17 protein-coding genes and 1 pseudogene are annotated in these 23,023 nt (G+C 43.2%); 15 read left to right on the top strand and 3 right to left on the bottom strand.

Features of this window, described 5'->3' with window-relative positions; genetic code table 11:
- Positions 1-62: 62 nt before the first annotated feature.
- The 8 genes from CKO50_RS17845 to CKO50_RS17880 all read left to right on the top strand — a co-directional run bounded on the left by CKO50_RS17845 (position 63) and on the right by CKO50_RS17880 (position 13,250).
- Positions 63-4,901: an NAD-glutamate dehydrogenase gene (locus tag CKO50_RS17845; RefSeq protein WP_095729266.1), complete on the top strand. Its 4,839-nt coding sequence runs from the start codon at positions 63-65 to the stop codon at positions 4,899-4,901.
- A gap of 137 nt (positions 4,902-5,038) precedes the next feature.
- Complete coding sequence (pyrD, locus tag CKO50_RS17850; protein WP_095729267.1) at positions 5,039-6,049, top strand: quinone-dependent dihydroorotate dehydrogenase; 1,011 nt, start codon at positions 5,039-5,041, stop codon at positions 6,047-6,049.
- A gap of 121 nt (positions 6,050-6,170) precedes the next feature.
- Positions 6,171-6,698 carry a cell division protein ZapC domain-containing protein gene (locus tag CKO50_RS17855; RefSeq protein ID WP_095729268.1) on the top strand — a complete coding sequence of 176 codons (528 nt, stop codon included), beginning with the start codon at positions 6,171-6,173 and terminating at the stop codon, positions 6,696-6,698.
- A gap of 90 nt (positions 6,699-6,788) precedes the next feature.
- Positions 6,789-7,172, top strand: a complete 384-nt coding sequence (locus CKO50_RS17860; RefSeq protein WP_095729269.1) for a zf-TFIIB domain-containing protein — start codon at positions 6,789-6,791, stop codon at positions 7,170-7,172.
- A 92-nt stretch (positions 7,173-7,264) separates the two neighbouring features.
- On the top strand, positions 7,265-9,376 hold the full coding sequence (gene rlmKL, locus CKO50_RS17865; RefSeq protein ID WP_095729270.1) for a bifunctional 23S rRNA (guanine(2069)-N(7))-methyltransferase RlmK/23S rRNA (guanine(2445)-N(2))-methyltransferase RlmL: 2,112 nt from the start codon (positions 7,265-7,267) through the stop codon (positions 9,374-9,376).
- On the top strand, positions 9,369-9,599 hold the full coding sequence (locus CKO50_RS17870) for a glutaredoxin family protein (protein WP_010371514.1): 231 nt from the start codon (positions 9,369-9,371) through the stop codon (positions 9,597-9,599). The genes rlmKL and CKO50_RS17870 overlap by 8 nt, the downstream gene beginning before the upstream one ends.
- 1 nt (position 9,600) lies before the next feature.
- Positions 9,601-11,517 carry an ABC transporter ATP-binding protein gene (locus CKO50_RS17875; RefSeq protein WP_095729271.1) on the top strand — a complete coding sequence of 639 codons (1,917 nt, stop codon included), beginning with the start codon at positions 9,601-9,603 and terminating at the stop codon, positions 11,515-11,517.
- 8 nt (positions 11,518-11,525) lie between these two features.
- Positions 11,526-13,250, top strand: a complete 1,725-nt coding sequence (locus CKO50_RS17880; RefSeq protein ID WP_095729272.1) for a DUF3466 family protein — start codon at positions 11,526-11,528, stop codon at positions 13,248-13,250.
- A 114-nt stretch (positions 13,251-13,364) separates the two neighbouring features.
- On the opposite strand, the gene CKO50_RS17885 is transcribed toward CKO50_RS17880, so the two are convergent.
- Entirely contained in the window at positions 13,365-13,874 is a 510-nt protein-coding gene (locus CKO50_RS17885; protein WP_010371507.1) for a DUF2062 domain-containing protein, read from the bottom strand.
- Here CKO50_RS17885 and CKO50_RS17890 point away from each other — a divergent pair, their 5' ends adjacent.
- From CKO50_RS17890 to tcdA, 7 genes and pseudogenes are all read left to right on the top strand, one after another.
- A complete protein-coding gene (locus tag CKO50_RS17890; RefSeq protein ID WP_368665266.1) occupies positions 13,875-16,100 on the top strand; it encodes a DNA internalization-related competence protein ComEC/Rec2 in 2,226 nt (741 codons plus the stop codon).
- A 62-nt stretch (positions 16,101-16,162) separates the two neighbouring features.
- Positions 16,163-17,902 (top strand): lipid A export permease/ATP-binding protein MsbA, encoded by a 1,740-nt coding sequence (gene msbA / locus CKO50_RS17895; protein WP_095729273.1) that lies wholly within the window; start codon positions 16,163-16,165, stop codon positions 17,900-17,902.
- Positions 17,903-18,886, top strand: a complete 984-nt coding sequence (gene lpxK / locus CKO50_RS17900) for a tetraacyldisaccharide 4'-kinase (RefSeq protein WP_095729274.1) — start codon at positions 17,903-17,905, stop codon at positions 18,884-18,886.
- Complete coding sequence (locus CKO50_RS17905) at positions 18,876-19,073, top strand: Trm112 family protein (protein WP_010371492.1); 198 nt, start codon at positions 18,876-18,878, stop codon at positions 19,071-19,073. The genes lpxK and CKO50_RS17905 overlap by 11 nt, the downstream gene beginning before the upstream one ends.
- Positions 19,061-19,820 (top strand): annotated as a pseudogene (gene kdsB / locus CKO50_RS17910) (3-deoxy-manno-octulosonate cytidylyltransferase). The gene CKO50_RS17905 and the pseudogene kdsB overlap by 13 nt, the downstream one beginning before the upstream one ends.
- Positions 19,807-20,472, top strand: a complete 666-nt coding sequence (locus CKO50_RS17915) for a TIGR01621 family pseudouridine synthase (protein ID WP_095729275.1) — start codon at positions 19,807-19,809, stop codon at positions 20,470-20,472. Before kdsB ends, CKO50_RS17915 begins: the two are co-directional and overlap by 14 nt.
- A gap of 1 nt (position 20,473) precedes the next feature.
- The gene (tcdA, locus tag CKO50_RS17920; protein ID WP_095729276.1) at positions 20,474-21,271 is read left to right on the top strand and encodes a tRNA cyclic N6-threonylcarbamoyladenosine(37) synthase TcdA; all 798 of its coding nucleotides are present in this window, start codon (positions 20,474-20,476) and stop codon (positions 21,269-21,271) included.
- A gap of 29 nt (positions 21,272-21,300) precedes the next feature.
- Here the strand turns inward: tcdA and CKO50_RS17925 are convergent, their stop codons facing one another.
- Together CKO50_RS17925 and CKO50_RS17930 are read right to left on the bottom strand one after the other, a co-directional pair.
- The gene (locus tag CKO50_RS17925) at positions 21,301-21,708 is read right to left on the bottom strand and encodes a SufE family protein (RefSeq protein WP_095729277.1); all 408 of its coding nucleotides are present in this window, start codon (positions 21,706-21,708) and stop codon (positions 21,301-21,303) included.
- Between the two features lie 4 nt (positions 21,709-21,712).
- Positions 21,713-22,924 (bottom strand): aminotransferase class V-fold PLP-dependent enzyme, encoded by a 1,212-nt coding sequence (locus tag CKO50_RS17930; protein WP_095729278.1) that lies wholly within the window; start codon positions 22,922-22,924, stop codon positions 21,713-21,715.
- Positions 22,925-23,023 lie beyond the last annotated feature (99 nt).

Raw genomic sequence — 23,023 nt, forward strand, 5'->3', positions numbered from 1 at the left:
GCTAATAAATGGCTGTACAAATAATCTACCGTTCAAAGGTGGTATAGATTAAGGAACACATAATGACACAAAATGAAGGCACAGCTTCTGTTATCCTAGATAACGTCTGCAAGCTTATCCATAAAAAAGTCCATGCTGACAAAGTGTCACTTGTCGAAACGTTTGCCAAAACCTTGTACAGCAACATGTCTAAAGAGGATTTGGCACATCGTAACGACAGTGACTTATACGGCGCAGCATTGAGCCTTTGGAATGCCCTTGATAAAAACAAGTCTGACGATGCCGTCATTCGCGTTTTTAATCCTGAGGTTGCAAAGGATGGATGGCAATCATCGCATACGATTGTCGAGATAATCGCTAAAGATATGCCGTTTTTGGTTGATTCAGTGCGCATGGCGATGAATCGCAAAAACATAGTCTCTCACCTATTACTTCATTCTCCACTTAAGTTACAAAGAAACGATGCCGGTGCAATCACCGCAGTTTCTAACTTAAAAGCAGAACAAGAATCTACGTCTACTAAGACCGTATTCTTTATCGAAATCGACAGGCAAACAGATGATTCGGTGATCGCTGATTTTACAGCTGAGCTTGAATCTGTCTTAAATGATGTTTCTGTTGCGGTTGCTGATTGGCTACCAATTCGTGATAAGTTGGTGGGCGTAAGTAAAGAGCTGCCGACCCGTCATTATAGTTGTTCAAAAGAAGAAGTTGCTGAAGCCGTCGAGTTTTTAGACTGGCTGGTTAGCGACAACTTTACCTTTATGGGCTATCGCCAATATGATTTGACTCCAGTTCAAGGTGACTATGAGCTGAAGCCAGTTGAAGGCACAAGTCTCGGCCTGATGAAGAACTCTGGTGACGATCACAGCCGTTTATTGTCTGAACTGCCTGAAGTTGCGCGCAAAGAGGCACGCAGTAACAACTTGTTGATCTTAACTAAGACAAACTCACTTTCACGCGTTCATAGACCAGCGTATATCGACTATGTTGGTATCAAGCGTTTTGATGATGAAGGTAACGTGATTGGTGAGGACCGTTTCATTGGCTTGTTCTCTTCTAGCTTCTACAACAACAGTGCGGTAGATGTTCCGGTACTTAAGAGTAAAATTAACCGTATTATGGAGCAATGTGACTTTGCTAAAGGCACACATGCATACAAGGCGGTACTCAATATTCTTGAAACCTATCCACGTGATGAGTTAGTACAGGCACGCGAAAGCGAGCTACTTGAAGTGGCAATGGGCGTTCTACAAACTCAAGAGCGTGACATGTGTCGCTTATTTGTGCGTAAGGATGTGTATGGTCGTTTCTTCTCTTGTATGGTTTATGTGCCAAGAGAGAGATACAACACAGCGTTACGCCGTGAAACTCAACAACTGCTAGGCCGTGCATTTAAGTCTAGCGACAAAGTAGAGTTCACCACCTTTTTCTCTGAATCAACACTAGCGCGTACGCATTACATCGTGCGTGTTGATGACAACAACATAGATTACAACGTGAAAGAAATCGAAAATAACTTGGTAGAAGCCGCTCGTACTTGGGAAGACAAGTTACAATCTGCACTTCTTGAAAGAACGGGTGAGTCTCGTGGTAACGAGTTAAACCGTAAATATACGAATGCCTTCCAGTCTGCTTATAAAGACCAAGTGTTGCCGAGTGCAGCAGTAGTAGACATTGAGAAGCTAGAGCAACTAAACGAAGATAACAAACTTGAGATGCTGTTCTACAGACCTCAGGAAGAAGCAACGTCGCAGCTTGTTCGTTTGAGTCTGTTCCATAAAGCAGAGCCAATTCACCTATCAGACGTGATGCCAATGCTTGAGAACTTTGGCCTACGTGTTATTGGTGAAACTCCGTACGCCGTGAAGACGACTGATGGTCAAGTAAACTGGATCATGGATTTCTCTATGCTTATTGACAGCAAAGGGATCACTGATTTTGATAAAGTATCAGCACGTTTCCGCGCAGCATTGACTAATGTGTGGAATAACCGCCTAGAAAACGATGGTTTCAACCGTTTAGTGTTATTAGGTGGTCTAACTGGTCGTGAAGCATCTATCTTACGCGCATATGCTAAATACATGCGCCAAATTGGTGTGACGTTCTCGCAATCTTACATCGAAAATACATTTGACCGTTACCCGCACATTGCAGCGATGATCGTTGATCTATTCGTGAAGAAGTTTGCACCGAAGAAAGTGGCCACTGAAAAGGCACTTCAGAAGGTTGTTGATGCTATCTACCTAGAACTTGAAAACGTAGCGAATCTAGATGATGACCGTATCATTCGTTTGTACGTTGATATGATCAATGCAACACTGCGTACTAACTTCTATCAAAAAGAAGCTGATGGCACGAATAAGTCGTATACGTCATTCAAGATCCAGCCAAGTGCAGTGCCAGATATGCCATTGCCATTACCAGCGTTTGAAATCTTCGTATACTCTCCACGCGTAGAAGGTGTTCACTTACGTGGCGGTAAAGTGGCTCGTGGTGGCCTACGTTGGTCAGACCGTCGTGAAGATTTCCGCACAGAAGTACTTGGCTTAGTTAAAGCACAGCAGGTTAAGAATACGGTTATCGTACCTGTGGGCTCTAAAGGTGGTTTTGTTTGTAAACAACTTCCAACTGAACGTGAAGCGTTCTTCAAAGAAGGCCAAGAGTGTTACAAGATCTTCATCCGTGGTCTACTAGACATCACAGATAACATCGTACATGGTGACATTGTGCCGCCAGTGGATGTTGTACGTCACGACGAAGACGACCCATACCTAGTTGTTGCAGCGGACAAAGGGACTGCGACTTTCTCTGATATTGCAAATGGTATCGCTGAGTCTTATAACTTCTGGCTTGGTGACGCTTTCGCGTCAGGTGGTTCAGTTGGTTACGACCACAAGAAGATGGGGATTACTGCTAAAGGCGGTTGGGAATCGGTTAAGCGTCACTTCCGTGAAATGGACGTTGACTGTCAAACAACGGATTTCACAGCGGTTGGTATCGGTGACATGGGTGGTGACGTATTTGGTAACGGGATGCTGCTATCTAAGCACATTCGCTTACAAGCGGCATTTAACCACATGCACATCTTTATCGATCCAAACCCAGATGCGGCAAGCTCATATGTAGAGCGTGAGCGTCTATTTAATCTGCCACGTTCAAGCTGGGAAGATTATAATAAGGATCTAATTTCTGAGGGCGGTGGTATTTTCTCTCGTGCGGCGAAAGCAATTACGCTAAGCGCTGAAATGAAGAAGATGATAGGCACTAAGAAGTCGAGCATGACACCAAATGAGTTGATCAAAGCATTGTTGAAGATGCCGGTTGATTTACTTTGGAACGGTGGTATCGGTACTTACATTAAGTCTAAATCTGAAACTGACGCTGAAGTAGGCGACCGTGCAAACGACGCGCTACGTATCAACGGTGGTGAGCTTGGAGCGAAGATCTTTGGTGAAGGTGGTAACTTAGGTGCTACTCAGCTAGGTCGTATCGAGTTTGCTTCAAACGGCGGTCGTATCAACACCGACTTTATCGACAACGTAGGTGGTGTTGCCTGTTCGGATAATGAAGTTAATATCAAGATCCTACTTAACGGCCTAGTTGCTGAAGGTGAATTGACGAATAAGCAGCGTAACGAATTACTGTATTCAATGACTGATGAAGTATCAGAATTGGTACTGAAAGATTGTTACCGCCAAACGCACACGCTGTCGATTACTAAGTCTAAAGGTCCTGCAACGCTGAAAGAAAAAGTACGCTTTATTCATGCACTTGAAAAAGACGGCAAGTTAAATCGTGCAATCGAATTCTTACCAACTGATGAAGAGCTAGCAGAGCGTGCGGCGGCAGGTAAAGACCTAACGCGTCCTGAGCTATCGGTGTTAGTTTCTTACTCTAAGATGGTATTAAAAGAGACATTAGTTGTTGATGAGATCTCAGAAAATCCATACTACCGTCAGTTGCTAGTGAACTCGTTCCCAGCACCACTGCGCGAGCGCTTCAATGCTGCGATGGATAATCACCCGCTACGTAAAGAGATCATTGCAACGAAACTTGCAAACAATATCGTTAACGATATGGGTCTAAACTTCATGGTTCGTATGCACGAAGAGACAGGTGCAACGGACGCAGAAATTGCGGTTTGTTACTCAATTGCAAGTGCAATCTTTGAAATGAAGGAAACGTGGTCAGCGATTTCTGCGCTAGATAATAAGATCCCAGCGGCAGTTCAAACGGAAATGCTATATCAATTACGTCGTACGGTTCGCCGTTCAACACGTTGGTTCTTGCGCCACCGTGACAAGTCTCAAACTATCGAGCAAACCATCGCGTTCTTTGCACCAACATTTAAAGATTTAAGTGCAAATCTACACAACTACATGGTTGCAAATGAAAGCGAGCAGATCGTTGATAAAGCACGTGATCTTGAATCTCAAGGTGTGCCAGCTGAGATTGCACTGCGTATCGTGTCACTTTCAAGCTTGTTCTCGGTCATGGACTTAGCGGAAGTTGCACATAGCTCAGGTCGTAAGATCGGTGTTGTGTCTAATACCTACTTCACACTTGGTGCAAACATGGGCCTACATTGGTTCCTTGACCAAATCACGGCTCAACCTGTTGCAAACCACTGGCAGGCGCTTGCTCGTGCTTCATATCGTGAAGAGCTGGATTGGCAACAGCGTTCATTGTCAGAGGTTGTGTTAAACAGCTTCGCTGGTGATGACAGTGATATCAATGAACAGATTGAACAGTGGATGGATAAGCAAGCAGGCTTATTACACCGTTGGCAGCAAATGTTAACTGAGTTTAAGACGTCGCAAAGCCATGACTTTGCTAAGTTCTCAGTTGCACTTCGTGAGCTAATGTTACTAAGCCACAACTGCGATACTTCCAAATAATCTAGAAATCGCTACAATACCCCAGCTTTGACTGGGGTATTTTTTTGTCTAATGCCATTGGCATAATCCATTTAGCTAAAGTTACGCTTGGGTAATTTTAGCTAAGTTGATTACGTTACCAATACTGAGGAGCTACCATGTTTTACGATCTTGCGCGTCGTTTTATGTTTAATAAAGATGCGGAGTGGGCACACGATTTTGCCCTAAGCAACCTGCGCCGCTTTGCGAATACGCCAATGAGCCTTGCATGGTCTCAATCAGTTCAAGACAAACCAGTTAATTTTCTAGGGTTAGAGTTTAAAAATCCAGTCGGGTTGGCCGCCGGTCTTGATAAAAATGCTGAGTGTATCGAAGCATTTGCGCAAATGGGTTTTGGTTTCATTGAAGTGGGAACTGTCACGCCAAGACCACAAGCGGGCAACGACAAGCCTCGGATCTTTCGTCTACCTGAAGCAAATGCGATTATTAATCGCATGGGGTTCAATAACAAGGGCGTCGATTACCTAGTCAACAATGTAAAAGCAGCAAAATACGATGGGATCCTTGGGATCAACATTGGCAAAAATAAAGATACACCGAATGAACAAGGTAAAGATGACTACATTCACGGTATGAGAAAAGTATTTGAGCATGCCTCATATATCACCGTGAATATCTCTTCACCAAATACACCGGGTCTGAGAGATCTACAATATGGCGAGGCGCTAGATGATCTATTGCAAAGCCTGAAAAATGAACAGATGGATCTGATCGCCAAGCATAACAAGTCAGTGCCTATGTTAGTAAAGATCGCACCAGATGTTGATGGCGTTCAGTTAACCCAGATCGCAGAATCGTTAGTTAATAATCGTATTGATGGTGTTATTGCAACTAATACAACATTAGCCCGTGATGCGGTAGAAAACCTAGAGCACGGTAATGAAGCAGGCGGTTTGTCTGGAAGACCTGTTCGTGAAAAATCGACGCATGTTGTCAGCGAATTGAAGCGTATTACCGACGATAAGCTACCAATCATCGGTGTAGGTGGTATTGACAGTGCGGAATCTGCAAAAGAGAAATTTTCAGCTGGTGCAGATTTAGTACAAGTCTACACAGGCTTTATTTATGAAGGGCCTGCACTTGTTAAAAAGATCGTTTCGTCCTTATAAGGATCGGTCATATAACCAAATGATCCAAAACAAAACGTTATTATAAAAAATTTCATCATTGCGTTTTTCGCGTTATACTCCCACTTACTAGTTGAGCTAATTGGTTGGTGGGAGAGAAGTTTTGCAAGCTTCAAAAGAGTGGCAATGGATCCGCTGCACAGAAAGGAACAGGTTGTTAATTGATTTGGGTGACGAGCTTCAGCTTTGCACGCCTTTTCGTTTGCGAAACCTTACTGAAGACTCAACCGCTAATCCCAATTTTAGTCTCAGCGAAGCTGAATTTTATCAGAGTGTATTTTCCTACCTTTGCGGTTTTGGTGTTTGGAATGAGCCCAGATGCTGCCAAATCGCTTTAAATGCAACTGCGGCAAAGTTTCATCTGCAACCGATGCAAGCAAAAAGCTGGTTTTTTAAGCCATATTTTGGTGGTGAACCTGTGAGTGAGGCGGTTGTGTGTTTAAATTCCAAAGTAAGCCACGGCGAGTTTCTAATTATCGAGCATGATGGTCAGTCAAGTCTTTGTTTAAGCTTGAACGAGCAATTTATTCTTGATGAGGGAATAGAGCTTGAACAATTTCAAGCGATAAAAGTACTGAATGATCGGTTAGCGCCTCTTGTGTTAACACACCGAGTTCATCAAAGCGCATAGCCAATTTCATCCCATCGTTTTATTGACCAGCAATTATTTCCTGTATTAACCTGTACCTAATTTGAATTGTTTGCTGATCGAGGGATTAGAATGCGCTGCCTCTGCGATAAAACATTAAAACTAACTTACGCCGACGCTGAAGGACATTGCGGTTATCAATGTCAGTCATGTGGTGCCATTTGGCTGCCGCGCAAATTTATTGATTCCATTAAACATACTTATCACTTTAGTTATACCGATTTTACTGCGAAACGGTCGTTGGTTGAGCGTGACGTTTTACAATTATGCCCTGATGATGGTCATACACTTAAAGACTATACGCTCTTTGAAGCTGGTTTTAGTGAGTGCGGGTGCTGTGGTGGCGTGTGGTTTGAAAAAGGGGAGCTCCATAACTTACTACTAAATTACCAAAGAAGGAGTTCGAACATAAGCGCGCTAGATAAGTTAGATTTTCTGAACTTGCTAAATTTTTAACGTAATTTATCCCCATACAACCAAGCTCAACTAATAACTAACGATAACTTGTGTGTTATACTGCGCCCAGTTGAAATTTAAGGGTATTCAAATTGCAATTTATCGCATTGACATCTATTGGTGTAGAGCAGTTACTGGTTGAAGAATTAACCGAGTTTGGTTTTGAAATAAACAAGCAAACCGTTGGTTCAGTTAAGTTCACTGGCGCTAATCTAGACGTACAAAAGTTCTGTATGATGACACGATTTGCAACGCGCGTGATGTTGCTTATCGATGACAAACCAGAAGTGAATGACAAAGATTCTCTCTACAAGTTTGTTCGTTTTCAGGCATGGCAAGATTGGTTTAGCCCAAAGCAGACCTTTGCAGTAGAGTTTAATGGTACGAATAATGCGCTTAAAAATACGCAATTCTCTGGCCTGGTGGTTAAGGATGGGATCGTTGACTACTTCAATGACCTGTTTGAACAACGTCCAGATGTTGACAAACAGACACCGGATATTCGCATCATAGCGAAATTATCTAAGCAAGGCTGTGCGCTATATATCGATTTCTCGGGACCTCGCTTATCTGATAGAGGTTATCGTGACAAACAAGGTAAAGCGCCAATTCGTGAACATTTAGCGGCAGCGCTGGTTAAACGTAGCGGTTGGCTTGAAGATACCAATAAGCCACTTTTTGACCCCTGCTGTGGTTCTGGCACGTTATTGATTGAAGCGGCATCTATGGCGCTTGGCTTACCTACTAACCTTAATAAAGATTTTGCCTTTAAACGCCTGCCGAGTTTTCGTGAAAGTAAGTTCACCGAGCTTAAAGCACAATTAAATGTACAACCAGAGCAAAAGAGCTTATGGCTGATCGGTGGTGATATCGATGAACGTGTGCTGTCAATTGCCGAGCGTAATGCTAAGCGCGCAGGCGTTGAGTCACATATTAAGTTTAAGTTTGAAGATGCCAATCAGCTTAGCCTTGCTGCTAAACGTCCTGGCACTGTGCTGAGTAACTTGCCTTATGGTGAACGTCTAGGTGGTATGGCTGAAATTATTACGCTATATCGCAATATGGGTATCGCCTTTAAAAAGCACTATAAAGACTGGAATTTGGCGTTACTTGCGAGTGAAGAAAGCCTATTAAAAGTGCTAAAACTAGCGCGTAAAAAGTCTTATAAATTCAAAAATGGCCCGCTCGACGTGCTGCTTAACTTGTATGAAATGAATGAAATGCAGGTACAGCAAAATAAACAGAGCAGTGGGCTTAATTTTGAAGGCTCGACTGCGTTTGGCAACCGTTTGAAGAAAAACTTACAAGGTTTAAAATCTTGGCTGAAAAAAGAAGACGTTAATGCGTATCGTGTTTATGACGCGGATATCCCTGAATACAATGTTGCGGTTGATGTTTATAACGACAACGCAGTCATCTTTGAATACAAAGCGCCAAAAGAAATTGACGATAGTGTTGCGCAAAAACGTTTGCAAGACGTGATCACACTGACCGCCGAGCAGCTGAATATCGACCCGCTAAACATCGCGGTAAAAGTAAGAAAGCGCCAAAAAGGTCAAGAGCAATACAAAGCCCTGGACAAGCAAAACCGCACTGAGATAGTAGAAGAGTACGGTGCTAAGTTTAAGGTTAACCTATTTGATTATCTTGATACGGGTCTATTCCTTGATCACCGTTTAGCCCGCAAGTTTATTCAGCAACATTCGAAAGATAAACGCGTATTGAATCTATTTGCATACACAGGTAGTGCTTCTGTACACGCTGCAGTTGGCGGCGCTAAGTCTGTTACCACAGTAGATATGTCAAAGACCTATCTAAAATGGGCTGAAGAAAACTTTGAGCTAAATGGTTTGAAGAATCCACGTTTCAGATTTGAGCAAGCGGATTGCTTAAAATGGCTTGAAAGAGCAGTTGGTCAATATGATTTGATATTCTTAGACCCACCAACATTCTCTAACTCTAAACGTATGTCTGACGCATTTGACGTACAAAGAGATCATTTAAAACTATTTGGTTGGGTAAAGAAGATATTAGCACCGAATGGTGTACTGCTGTTTTCTAACAACAAACGCGGATTTAAAATCGATGAAATGGGACTTGCGGCACTTGGCCTAACCGCTGAGGAATACTCATCACAAACCTTGTCTTTGGATTTTAAACGTAACAAGCAAATTCACAACAGCTGGTTGATCCGTCATGATTAAATGCACCTTGTTCCACACCGATGGTTGTCATCTTTGTGAAGAAGCATTGGCGATGTTAATTCAATTTTTGCCTGAAGCCGAAATTGAACTCGTTGATATCGTCGATAGTGAAGAGACGATGACGGAATATCAATATAGAATTCCAGTGATTAAAAAAGGCGAGACAGGTCAGGAACTTGGCTGGCCTTTTACTCAACAACAACTACAAGAATTTATAGAATAATATGGATCTCATTCGAATTGCTAAAGCCCAACTGGCTTTTGGCTCACACCCTATACTTGACCAAGCTGATGCCGTTATTGAATCAGGCGAGCGCGTTTGTATTGTGGGCCGAAATGGTGCCGGTAAATCAACGCTATTGAAAGTACTTGATGATCAAGTTCAACTTGATGATGGTGAAATCAACCGTGTTGGTGGATTAAAAGTTTCAAGGCTAGAACAAGACCCACCAAAGGGCGCAAATGGGTCGGTTTTTGATTATGTTGCGAACGGTTTACCTGATGTTGCTGAGCTGCTCATTGAATTTCATGAAGTGAGTGAAAAACTACAAACCAACCAGTCAGATAAACTGATGACCTCGCTTGAGCGCCTGACTCAGCGATTGGAAAGCGAAGATGCGTGGCGTTTTGAGTCAAGGATCAAGCAAGTGCTAAGCCAGTTGCAATTAGATGCGAATATGCGCCTAGAAGAGCTCTCCGGTGGCTGGCTACGCAAAGTCGCACTGGCTAAAGCCTTGGTGAGCGATCCAGACTTACTGTTACTCGACGAGCCGACTAACCACCTTGATATGCAAAGTGTCATCTGGCTTGAGCAATTCCTGAAAGAGTTTAAAGGGGGGATCGTGTTTATCTCTCACGACCGTGCCTTTATTCGCGCAATGGCGACTCGAATTTTAGATTTAGACCGTGGCAAGTTGGTTTCGTACCCTGGAGATTATGCGCAATATCTAGAACAAAAAGCCCATGATTTAAAAGTGGAAGAGCAACAGAATGCCTTGTTTGATAAAAAGCTTGCCGAAGAAGAAACCTGGATAAGACAAGGGATCAAGGCCCGGCGAACCCGTAACGAAGGGCGTGTGCGAGCACTAAAAGCGCTTCGTGTTGAGCGCAAGCAACGCATCGAGCAACAAGGTAAGACAGACTTCAACATCGAGACGGCGGATCGTTCCGGTAAGCTGGTCTTTGAAGCGAAACATTTAGACAAAGCATTCCAAGAAAAATGCATTGTGAAGGACTTTTCAACGCTGGTGATGCGTGGCGACCGTATTGGCTTGGTCGGTCCTAATGGAGCAGGTAAAACTACGCTGTTAAAAATGCTTTTTGGTGATATTAGACCTGACGCAGGCAGTGTAAAACAAGGCGTGAATCTGGAAGTTGCGTACTTTGACCAATACCGTGAAAAATTGGATGAAGAAGCAACAGTGCAGGATAATGTCGCAGAAGGTAAGCAAGAAGTAATGATGGGCGGCCGCTCGCGTCATGTGCTTGGCTATCTGCAAGACTTTTTATTTCCGCCTGCGCGAGCTCGAACCCCTGTAAAAGCATTATCAGGCGGTGAAAAAAACCGCTTATTGCTTGCAAAGCTCTTCCTTAAGCCTTCAAATATTATTGTGCTGGACGAGCCGACCAATGACTTGGATATTGAGACGCTTGAGCTACTTGAAGAAATCTTAAACCAATACCAGGGCACAGTGCTGGTCGTCAGCCACGACCGAGAGTTTATCGATAATACCTGTGGCAGTGTTTGGGCGTTCGAAGGCGAGGGCTTGGTGACAGAAATTGTTGGTGGTTATAGTGATTTTGAACTGTACCAGCAAAGACGAGAGCAGCAAAAGAAAGAAGCACAAAAGGTTCATCAAGAAAAGCAGCAACAAGCCGAGACTAAAAAAGCAGCGGCACCTGCTCGTTCAAATAAGCTGAGTTACAAATTAAAACTTGAATTAGAGTCGCTGCCCAGTAAAGTAGAGGAACTTGAAGAGGCTGTGAACAAACAACAAGCACTGGTCAGCGATCCAGACTTCTTTAAACAAGATCAAGAAACGACCCACAAGGCATTGAACCATTTGACTGAGCTAGAGTCGAAGCTGGAAGCCGCGTTTGAACGCTGGGAAGAACTAGAAGCATTACAGAATCAGCAGTAAGGATTAAAATGAAATTTAAACTTTTAGCCGCGAGTGTCGCCGTAGCCCTTTCACAACAGGCGGCCGCTGCCACCTATCAGTTAACTGAATTACCAAGACATGATAATAGCAAATATAGCTACGTGTCGGATGCCAATGAAGCTGGAGATGTGATTGGTCACGCTTCCAATTTATTTGGTGTAAAGATTGATGTGTCGTATATCGACTTCGATGATTCAGCACTCAAAAATTATTACGACAGTACAAAAAAGCAGTATGAGCTGATCGAAGAGGAAATCACCTTCACACTAGAAGATATTCAAAACAATGATGCAGCTAATACGAATGCTCAAGCTCATGCATTTATGCTGTCTTATGTTATGAATTCAAGTAGAGTCGTTAGCCAAGAGTATCAAAGAATTGAAAGAGCAATTTCTTTGACGTATAACAACAATACCGCAGAAGAGTTTGTGGTATTTGATGAACAATCTCCTGATTACGAAGGACTCACTCGCTCGGTCACTAACTATCTTACAAGCATCGCAGAAGACGGTACGATAGTGGGTTGGGGCTCAGCACCTTTTAAAAAGATAACTTTTACTCCTGAGGGTGAAACAGAAGAAGAAACTTATTTTGTACGTGATTGGCGAAATAAAGGTATTTTAGTTACACCTGCTGGAGAGAAAATTAGGTTAGAGCCTGCCTTTACAGAATATGGCGGCCTTTCTCTTGCCACTGATATTAAACAAACCGCTGATGGCGGCTATATTGTTGTGGGACAAAGTTCAACGTCGTTATCGCAAAGAGCAACAGAAAATATAGAAGACAGTTGTGATGGTGTAGATGAGCCTGTCGATGTGTGTATTCAAAGATTGACCTCGCCATATCATACTCGAGCCTACAAGTGGATGTTTGATAACGATTTTAGCCTAGTTAGTGCAACCGATCTTGGACTTGGTTTTACGCCAGATGAAGATGATGAACGAGCCTATTCAAGTATGGCAGTGGCAACCAATGGGGCAGGATTAACAGTTGGTTATTCTCGTGCACGTCGTCAAAGCAATGATGATCTACTACCTTACGAACAAGCCGTTTACTTTACTAACAATGAAATTAAACGCATCAAAGAAGTTGAGAGTTATATCGAATACAGCCAAGCGGTAGATGTGAACGACAATGGCACGATTGTTGGTGTGTTTGGACGCTTTACTGGTGGCTCAAGAGATTATGATTCAACGGGCTTTTATTTTAATGCGAACACCGCTGAGTTCAAAGAAATGCCTGCATACTTCGAGGGCTCGGCGACAGCAATCACAGATATTAACAATAATGGCCTTGTTGTAGGTCAAGGTGTTACAGAAAAGAGTGGTTCAAACCGTCGTCGTGAAGCCTTCTTATATGAAATTGGTGCAGAAAAACTAGTGAATATAAACTCACTTCTTCCTTGTAAGAACGATTCTTTCCCTTACACCATTGCAGAAGCTGTGAAGATCACTGATGACAACAAGATATATGCGATTGCAACCAAAACGGTTGAAAGACGCAATACGTTAGGTGAAATTGAGAAGGACAGTAAGGGTGAGACTGAGTATGAATCGGTAAGCTTACCTGTTTTACTTACCCCAATTTCTGGTGAACCAGAAAACTGTACACCACCTGAGGCAGAAACATATGAGCGTCAATCTGCAAGCTGGTCTTGGCTTAGTTTATTCGCGTTACCACTAGTGGCGTTGAGAAGACGTCGTAAAGCCTAAAGTACAATTTATACGATAAAAAGCCCGGAAGGGCTTTTTTTGTGTTTGAAAGAAATATTCGCAAATTCAATTCGATATTTAATTCAACCGGTACAAATCTCAACTATACTGGTATTAGCCTTGGCCGCGACTTTGCCACGCTTTATTCACTGAGCGTCGCCACAGGTAGTCGATACCGAAAAAGCCGATAATGGCAGCAAGTGTTGCGCAGATCAAAGAGCCGACGATAAACGCAGGCCCAATCGTTGTTAGGCTTTGTGCAAGCCATTCCCAACTCGCCTCAAAATGGAATGGCTGTTGTTCTTGACCAAGAGCAAATACACCGACTAGGTATGAGCAGTAAAATATCGGTGGCATCGTAAGTGGATTGGTGATCCACACGAGTGCAATAGACAAAGGCAAGTTAACGCGAAATGGAATCGCTAGTGCTGCTGCCAGCACCATTTGAAAAGGAACAGGGATGAATGCAAAAAATAGCCCCACTGAGAATGCGCCGCGTGCTGAACGCCGGTTTAAATGCCAGAGGTTGGCATCATGCAGTAACTTACCAAAGATTTTTAATGATTTCTGTTGTTTGATTTTATTATGATCAGGTAAAAAGCGTTGAATCGTTTTTTTCGCCATTTGCAGCTGCCATCTACTTGGATTCTGATATGTTTTGGAATAATTCAGGGTTGCTTCAGTGCGGTATTTCTTCTCGACAATTGGCGATTAGCCGCAATAAGCATATTCCTCTACTTCATGGGCCGCTATTCTAAGCTTTTTTGTCCTATATTGGCAGGGTTTATTTTAGGGATTTCCATTGTTCTTAGTCATTACTTTGTTTTTTATCAGCTAAAAATACCAGAAATTTGGCAATCGCAGCTTGTTACTGCTTCGGGTAAAGTTATTGAAGTTGATAATTCTGTGATTGGTGAAGCGTTAAAGGTGCAGCTAGAGCAAGTTGACGGCTACCAGTTTGCGCGTTGGCGTATTGTAAATGCAAAGCTTTATCGTGATTCATCAACGCCTATGTTGCGTGTTGGTGACCACATTGAATTTACGGTAAAACTTAAACGTTATCGTAGCCGAGTTAATATCGGACTTTTTAACGCTGAATTGCACGCGTTTAGAAAGCATATGTATTTCAAGGGCAGTATCAAAACAATCAACTCGCTAGTGAAGGACACTACGTGGCGAGATAACTATCGCTTATTCATAGATAAAAAGCTCAATGGGCTCAGCTATGCTTGGCTGTATTATATTTTGTTAACTGGCGATACAAGCAAAGTCGACTTCGAAAACAAAACACAATTTAGAAGTCTTGGTTTGAACCATCTGTTAGCGATTTCAGGGCTTCATATCGGCATGGTATTTACCATCGCATTTTTGCTGATAAAAGTCGTGCTGTATTGTATCCCGGCAATAATCTCCCAAGCAGCTAACTTACATCAATGGTGTTTGGTTTTTGCGTTACTCTTGTGTTTTGGTTACGTCATTCTCTGCGGCTACAGTGTATCGGCGACTAGAGCTGTGATCATGGCAATGCTATGGGTTGCATGTTACCTCTTTGCCGTGCGCCTTAAAGCACTTCAGGTGTTAACGGCTGCGTTGACAATCGTCTTGGTGGTAGACCCGTTTTCACTACTCAATCCTGGTTTATATTATTCCTTTTTTGCGGTAGCTATCATCGTAACGTTAGTGACAAAAGTCGGCCGAGGTTTAGATGCGAAACTGCTTGCGTTGATTAAGTTGCAGCTTGCGTTATTTATCTGTCTGTTGCCACTCAACCTGTATTTCTTTTCTGGTTCGAGCATCATTTCATTAGTTGCGAATATCATAGTGATCCCGTTGATTTCTGTTGTGGTATTTCCGCTACTACTGCTTCATGTTACTGCGTTGCACGCTATTGGTTGGCAACTTCCACTTCATCTAGTTGATAGTGGGTTAGTGGTCCTGTTTGAGCTGTTGCAAAGCGCTCCACTAACTTGGGTAGATATACCCAGCGTTTCGTCCGTGTTTCTCATAACCAGCTACTTAAGTACTTTGCTGCTGTTTTTATTCAGAAATTATTTTGGTTTATTACCTATATTAATTTTCCTCGTTCAGTATCAATTTCGAGCCTCTCCGCTATGGCAAGTTGATGTCTTTGATGTCGGTCACGGAACCGCTGTGTTAGTTTCTCGTAATAACAAAGGGCTGCTCTATGATGTGGGGGCCAAGTATTTTGGCTATTTTTCAATGTTCGAGTTTGTGATAAAACCCTATCTTTTGAATAATCGAATTACGCTGCAAGATACCATTATTAGTCATAATGATGGCGACCATAACGGTGGCGTTGACGACCTCATTGCTTTTGATGGCGGGAAATCGTTACAGCGTTTTCACCCAGCAAGTGCAGCTGATAGTTGTGTGCTAGGAACACATCAATTTCAAGGGCTAGACGTATCTGTGATCTGGCCTCAAGAAATGTCGAACAATGACAATAATAATTCTTGTGTGGTTCGTATCTCTGATGGGCAATTTACGCTTTTATTACCAGGAGATATCGAGAGAGTCACTGAAACTAAGCTGCTTAACATTGAAAAAGAAGCACTCAAGGCCGATATATTACTGGTTCCACACCATGGTAGTGGCAGCTCTTCGAGCGAGCAGTTTATTCAAGCGGTTGAACCAGATATTGCGATATTTTCTCGTGCCTTTTATTCGCCTTGGAAAATTCCCAATGAGAAAGTGATTGAAAGATACCAAAGAGTAGGGAGCACACTATTGGATACCGCCTTAGATGGCCACATAAAGATCTCAATTTTTGCTCAAGAAATTACAGTTGAACGAGCTCGAGAAGTGGAAAATTACTGGTTTCTCAGATAATCCATTCAGTTTTAACGATTTGAAAGTTACAATAATGCCATATAGAAAAGTAGAGGCTGGCAATGCAACCAACCGACAAGCAGATTTACGCTAGATTATTTAGCTATGTAAAAGACTTTAAACTCGCTGCCATATTTTCAGTAATTGGCATGATAGGGTACGCTGCGATGGACGCTTCGTTCGTTGCGTTAATGGATCCGTTTATCGATGAAGGTCTCACTGCAGGCAATCGCGATGTACTAAAATTGGCGCCCTTTGTTGTCATCGCGTTAGTTATTGGACGTGGTATCTTTAACTATATGGCATCGTATTGCTTGTCTTATGTTGGATCCCAGGTTGTGCGTGCGTTGCGACAGCAACTATTTGAACACATGTTGTATTTACCTATGTCGTTTCATGATCAACATTCTAATGGCGAATTGATATCAAAAATCACTTTTGATACGGAGCAGGTACAGCAAGCCGTCACTAAGGCGCTTCAAGTGCTGATCCGTGAAGGTGCATTTGTATTTTTCCTACTCATTACGATGTTTTATGCAAGCTGGCAGCTATCACTTATTTTCTTGGTTGTGGTGCCAATCGTGGCAGTGATAGTCACAGTGGTGTCTAAGCGTTTTAAGAAAATCTCCAAGAATATTCAAGATGCGATGGGAGAAGTGACGAAAAGCTCTGAGCAAATGATGGCGGGTCATAAAGTCATTCATGGCTTCGGTGGCCAAGAAAAAACTATCTCTCACTTTGCTAAAGTTAATAATCATAACCGTCAGCAACGCGTAAAAATGGATGCGACTAAAGCGCTGAGTGTATCTATCATCCAAATCATAGCGGCGAGCGCAATGGCGGTAATACTCGCGATTGTCGCAATGCCTTCTATGGTAGATAAAATTTCATCGGGTACTTTTGTCACTTTGATCACCTCGATGATGATGATGCTGCGTCCTTTAAAACAACTTGCCAATGTAAATAGTGACCTGCAACGCGGGATCTCTGCGGCGAAAAGTGTGTTTGCGGTGATTGATCTTGAAAAAGAAAAGGACACTGGCACTCAGTCTTTATCTCGTGCTCAAGGTAACCTACAAGTCAAAGACTTAACCTTTACTTATCCATCTAAAAACGATCCGGTGATTGAGTCATTAAACCTTGAAATCAAAGCCGGGCAGAGTATTGCGTTGGTTGGTAGAAGTGGTTCAGGAAAATCAACGATTTCTAATCTATTACCGCGTTACTATGATATTGAAGCGGGCAGTATTGAGTTAGACGGCACAAACATAAATGATTACCAGCTTGCGGATCTACGCGCGCAGTTTTCCATCGTGTCGCAGCAAGTAGTGTTGTTTAATGACACCATTGCAAACAATATTATGTACTCGTTAAAGCAACCCTTATCGCAAGAAGCCCTAGAAAAAGTCGTAAAACAAGCTCACGTCTGGGAATTTGTTAAAGATCTTCCTGAGGGCCTAAATACCCTTGTTGGTGAAAATGGCGTGATGCTTTCTGGCGGACAACGACAACGTATCGCCATTGCGCGTGCTATTGTAAAAGATGCACCTATCCTTATTTTAGATGAAGCCACATCAGCATTAGACACAGAATCTGAGCGTTTGATCCAACAAGCGTTGGAAGAGCTGATGGCTGATAAAACAACCATAGTAATTGCCCATCGGTTATCGACAATCGAGCGTTGCGACTGCATCTATGTGCTAGATAAAGGCAAGATCATCGAACAAGGCAAGCATGCTGAATTGGTCGCGCAGGAAGGGGTTTATCATGCACTTTGCAAAATGCAGTTTGGTGAGCAATAAATGGCATCCCAAATAGAGCAAAGTTGGTATAAAAAACCGGGCCTACTAACACTATTATTGCTTCCGTTAAGCCTGTTATTTGGACTTATTAGCTCGATAAGAAAGGGGCTTTATCAACTCGGGTTTTGCCCTGCGTACCGCTCGCCTGTTCCGGTTATTATTGTCGGTAACATCAGTGTGGGCGGTAATGGCAAAACGCCATTTGTGCTTTGGTTAGTGCCTTTTCTTGAAAAGCTTGGTTTTAAGGTTGGGGTGATCAGTCGAGGCTACGGTGCGAAACCCAGTTCAACCCCGTTTTTGGTCACTGAAGCGACCTCAACGGAAGAGGGCGGTGATGAACCTTGTTTACTCGCCAAACGCTTGAAATGCCCAGTGATGATTGGTGCTGATAGACAAGCCAGTATCGAGAAATTATTGGATAGTAGCGATGTAAACATCATCGTCAGCGACGATGGACTACAGCACTATAAATTGGCACGAGATATTGAGTTCTGTATTGTTGATGCAGTGCGGCGCTTTGGTAATGGCCTATGGATGCCAGCAGGGCCGCTTAGGGAATTACCTAAGCGTATCCAGAGTGTTGATCTTGCCGTATACAATGGTGGATGCGAGAGTTATTCCTACACGTTAGAGACCGTTGGTTTTTTTCGTGTTACAGATGATAGTCCAGCATCCAATATTGAAATGGCTGGCGCTTCAGTCTGTGCTATCGGCAATCCCGCGCGATTTGAAAATACGCTACGAGATAGGGGGATTGTTCTGAGTGAAAGCCTACATTTTGCGGATCATCATCCATATCAAGCGTCCGACTTCGCGCAAATCGATAACGGCGCTATTTTTATGACAGAGAAAGATGCGGTAAAGTGTCGCGCATTTGCAAAAGATAATTGGTATTACCTCAAAGTAGATGCCAAACCTACATCAGCGCTTGAAAAAGCGGTATTAAATTTACTTAAAAAGAAAGAGATTTATCATGGCCTTTGATACCAAATTACTAGAAATAATTGCCTGCCCAGTATGTAAAGGCAAATTAAGATATGACAAAGAAAACAAAGAGTTGATCAGCACAGCAGCGAAGCTAGCGTATCCAATTAAAGATGATATTCCTGTGTTATTGGAAAACGAAGCGCGCGAGCTGAGCAGTGATGAGGTTGAGCAGTGGAATTCGTAGTCGTTATTCCGGCGCGTTATGCTTCAAGCCGGCTGCCTGGTAAACCGCTTGCTGATATCGGCGGCAAACCAATGATCCAGCGTGTTTACGAANGCTATTCAATCTGGCGCTGCAGCGGTTTATATCGCAACCGATCACAGTGCGGTATTTGAAGCAGCACAAAGCTTCACTGATAACGTGCTCATGACGCGTGAAGATCACCAATCTGGTACTGAGCGACTTGCCGAAGTTGTTGAACAACTGGGGTTGAACGAACAAACCTTGGTGGTCAATGTACAAGGTGATGAGCCACTACTAGAGCCTGATAACATCGCACAAGTGGCAGCACTACTGCATCATTCTGATGCACCGATGGCGACTTTGTGCGTTGATGTAGAAGATGTAGAAGAGGTGTTAAATCCGAATGCTGTGAAAGTGGTGTCTGATATTCAAGACAACGCACTGTATTTCTCTCGCGCGTCTATTCCGTTTCAGCGTAACAGCATGTTAACGCTCGACAAAAATAGCATTCCAGTGAGCCATTTTAAACGTCATGTTGGCATATATGCCTATCGTGCGGGCTTTATTCAAACTTATTTATCGCTAAGTGTTTCACCGCTAGAGGTGCAAGAGTCGCTAGAGCAGCTACGTGTGCTGTATCATGGATACAAAATTAAGGTCGCTAAAGCGGTTAAGCCGGTGCATGCTGGAGTGGATACCCCCGAAGATTTGGCACGGGTTCAAGAGATACTGAATGGAAAAGTTTAAGCTCATTGCGAACGAGATAGACTATGTGGTTGCATACAAACCACAAGGTTTGAGCTTCCATAGTGAGGACGGTGCAGGTTTTGTTGCCTTACTGACGGAGCAACTAGGCTATCCCTTATTTGCGGTTCACCGCCTCGATAAAGTCACGTCGGGACTCATCCTTTTAGCGAAGTCTAGCGAGGCTGCAAAGCAGCTGACGAGCCTGTTTTCCGCCCGAAAAATAGACAAATTTTACCTGGCGTTAGTTAGTGCGAAACCGAAGAAAAAGCAAGGTTGGATAAAAGGCGATATGGCTAAGTCGCGCAGAGGCACCTATAAACTGATTAAAACTAAGCTAAATCCTGCGGTGACTCGATTTTATTCATGCTCTGTTGCGACCAACCTACGCGCTTGTATCGTTAAACCGTTTAGCGGTAAAACACACCAAATTCGCGTAGCACTAAAAAGCATCGGTGCACCAATTTTAGGTGATTTAGCCTATAGCGGAGAGCCTGCTGATAGAACGTATCTTCATGCATTTTGCCTTGAATTTGAATGGCAAGGTATACATCAACGCTATCAAGCGGCGCCTGAAGGTGATGGTGCATTTGGCCATTTATTGGCACATGAAATCTTTGCAAGTTGGCAAAATCCAAGTCAATTAGAGTGGTAACATGACGGATTCGAATAGAGAACTAAGATATGGCGGTATTGGTCGGTTATACGGTAACGCCGAGTTGGAAGCATTAAGTAAAGCACACTTTTGTGTCATTGGTATTGGTGGCGTTGGCAGTTGGGCTGTAGAAGCGCTAGTGAGAACGGGTATAGGTAAAATAACGCTTATCGATATGGACGATATTTGTGTAACCAACATTAACCGTCAGTTACATGCTCATAGCGAAAGTATCGGGATGCAAAAGATTGAAGCAATGCAAGATCGCTGTCTTGCGATTAACCCAGATTGTGAAGTTACCCTGATCGATGATTTTCTGATGTTAGATAACATTAGAAACTACATTCAAGGCTTTGATTATGTTATCGACTGTATCGACGCGGTTAAAGAGAAAGCGGCGCTAATCGCGCATTGTAAGCGAAATAAAATACCGGTGATCACCACAGGTGGTGCAGGCGGTCAAACCGATCCGAGCCAGATCCAATATGGGGATGTGGCAAAGACGACCCATGATCCGCTGCTGGCAAAAGTACGCTATATTCTCAGAAAACAATATAATTTTAGCGATAATCCAAAACGTAAATTTGGCGTCGATTGCGTGTATTCCACAGAGCAGCTCGTTTACCCAAGTACCGATGGCACTGTGTGCAAAGCAAAGCAACAAGCTGAAGGTGGGAAAAATATGGACTGCGCGACCGGGTTTGGCTCTGCTACTATGGTAACTGGGAGTTTTGGTTTTTTTGCGGCGTCCAAAGCAATACGTAAGTACCTAGATAAACAAAGCAAAAGCAGCGAATAAGTGTGCTCGTTTGAGCACCTTATATCACGTTATTTTAATAACTCCGCCTTTGCTTGGATCTGTTCAACAATTGCACGTATACCATTACCTCTTGATGGGCTTAGGTGAGCAATTAATCCAAGCGACTCGAACAGCTTATAAGCATTAAAATGGCTCGCTTGCTCTGGCGTTTTACCTGCGTACGCTGCTATGATGATTGCAAGTAATCCTTTGACAATACGCGTATCTGAGTCGGCAATAAGTACGAGCTGCTGCGCGCTTTCATCTAAGTCCAGATAGAGCCAAACCTTACTATCACAGCCTGACACTAACGCTGAGTCGACTTTCAATGCATCAGGAAGAGCAGGAAGTTGTTTTCCTAGCAGCATAATTTCACGATATTTGGCTTGCCAGCCATGACTTTCAGATAATTTTTTTGTGATATGTTCGATATTCATAAGTTTAATCTAGTAATTCGATTGTGGCATTTAACGCATTAATAAAATGCTCAATATCATCTTGGTTATTATAAAAAGCCAAACTTGCACGTACAGTCCCGTTAACCTTGAGCATTTTCATAAGAGGTTGCGTACAATGATGTCCGCTTCTGACTGCTACGCCGTATGTATTGAGTAGTGTGGCAAGATCGTAGTGATGCTCGCTTTTATAGTTAAAACTGACGACGCCAACATTGTTTTGTATATCACCATAAACTGTGATGCCATCAACTTGTCTTAGCTTTTCTAAAAGTGAGTGGTAGAGCGCTTGCTCGTATCGTTGAAGCGCACAGGGATCAATTTCGTTTACATAATCTATCGCTGCGGCAAAACCGATAACGCCAGAAATATTGGGAGTGCCAGGCTCAAACTTGCCAGGTGCATCTCGATAGCTGGATCGCTCGAAGCTCACTTCTCTTATCATTTCACCGCCGGTTTTGTATACGGGGAGTGCATTTAGTTGCAGGTATTTACCATAAAGCCCGCCGACACCTGTTGGTCCAAGCGCTTTATGAGCTGAAAAAACATAAAAGTCACAATCCAGTGCCTTCAGATCAGGCCTTAAATGCAGTAAAGACTGTGCGCCGTCGATAACCGTGATGGTACCCAATGCCTTACAAACCGAAATGAGCGACTCAATTGGATGAATATTCCCTAGTGCGTTTGACACATGACCCATTGCTAACACATCAGGTTTATGTTGTTTTAACAGCGCAATAGCGCCTTGCTCATCGAGGACGCCGTCTAACATAGGTAACACCAGTAAAGTTGCGCCTGTACGTTGACAAGCTTCTTGCCAAGGTACGATGTTAGCGTGATGTTCAAAGGGGCTGATGGCAATGACGCTGTCTGAATTGAAGCGTGCACTCAGGCCGTGAGCCAACAAGTTTAGTGATTCAGTTGCGCCGCTGGTCCATACGATTTCTCGTGTTTCTACATTTAAAAAATTGGCAATTGTTTCTCGGGCACTTTCGTAGCGAACGGTGGCGTTTTCACTAAGTGTGTGTAAACCTCTATGTACGTTTGAATTCTCATCTTGATAAAAAGTTTTTATGACATCAATGACTTTGTTCGGTTTTTGCGCAGTTGCAGCAGAGTCAAGATAGCAAAGCGGCTGTCCATCAAGTTGTTTGTTCAAAATTGGAAAGTCGTTGCGCAGAGATTGAATGTCAGTCATAACGTACCTGAGTTAATTGAGCAGCGCGATTTTAACGAATACGCGGCGATATTAAAACAAAAAAGGCCGCATTAAGCGGCCTTTTCAAACACAATAACG

The organism is Pseudoalteromonas sp. HM-SA03 (assembly GCF_002289345.1).
Lineage (GTDB): Bacteria > Pseudomonadota > Gammaproteobacteria > Enterobacterales > Alteromonadaceae > Pseudoalteromonas.

Excerpts from the sequence above, each read along its gene's own strand:
- CKO50_RS17845 (WP_095729266.1), top strand. The coding sequence starts at position 63 with ATGACACAAAATGAAGGCACAGCTTCTGTTATCCTAGATAACGTCTGC.
- pyrD (WP_095729267.1), top strand. The coding sequence starts at position 5,039 with ATGTTTTACGATCTTGCGCGTCGTTTTATGTTTAATAAAGATGCGGAG.
- CKO50_RS17860 (WP_095729269.1), top strand. The coding sequence starts at position 6,789 with ATGCGCTGCCTCTGCGATAAAACATTAAAACTAACTTACGCCGACGCT.
- CKO50_RS17870 (WP_010371514.1), top strand. The coding sequence starts at position 9,369 with ATGATTAAATGCACCTTGTTCCACACCGATGGTTGTCATCTTTGTGAA.
- CKO50_RS17875 (WP_095729271.1), top strand. The coding sequence starts at position 9,601 with ATGGATCTCATTCGAATTGCTAAAGCCCAACTGGCTTTTGGCTCACAC.
- CKO50_RS17880 (WP_095729272.1), top strand. The coding sequence starts at position 11,526 with ATGAAATTTAAACTTTTAGCCGCGAGTGTCGCCGTAGCCCTTTCACAA.
- CKO50_RS17885 (WP_010371507.1), bottom strand. The coding sequence starts at position 13,874 with ATGGCGAAAAAAACGATTCAACGCTTTTTACCTGATCATAATAAAATC.
- msbA (WP_095729273.1), top strand. The coding sequence starts at position 16,163 with ATGCAACCAACCGACAAGCAGATTTACGCTAGATTATTTAGCTATGTA.
- lpxK (WP_095729274.1), top strand. The coding sequence starts at position 17,903 with ATGGCATCCCAAATAGAGCAAAGTTGGTATAAAAAACCGGGCCTACTA.
- CKO50_RS17905 (WP_010371492.1), top strand. The coding sequence starts at position 18,876 with ATGGCCTTTGATACCAAATTACTAGAAATAATTGCCTGCCCAGTATGT.
- CKO50_RS17915 (WP_095729275.1), top strand. The coding sequence starts at position 19,807 with ATGGAAAAGTTTAAGCTCATTGCGAACGAGATAGACTATGTGGTTGCA.
- tcdA (WP_095729276.1), top strand. The coding sequence starts at position 20,474 with ATGACGGATTCGAATAGAGAACTAAGATATGGCGGTATTGGTCGGTTA.
- CKO50_RS17925 (WP_095729277.1), bottom strand. The coding sequence starts at position 21,708 with ATGAATATCGAACATATCACAAAAAAATTATCTGAAAGTCATGGCTGG.
- CKO50_RS17930 (WP_095729278.1), bottom strand. The coding sequence starts at position 22,924 with ATGACTGACATTCAATCTCTGCGCAACGACTTTCCAATTTTGAACAAA.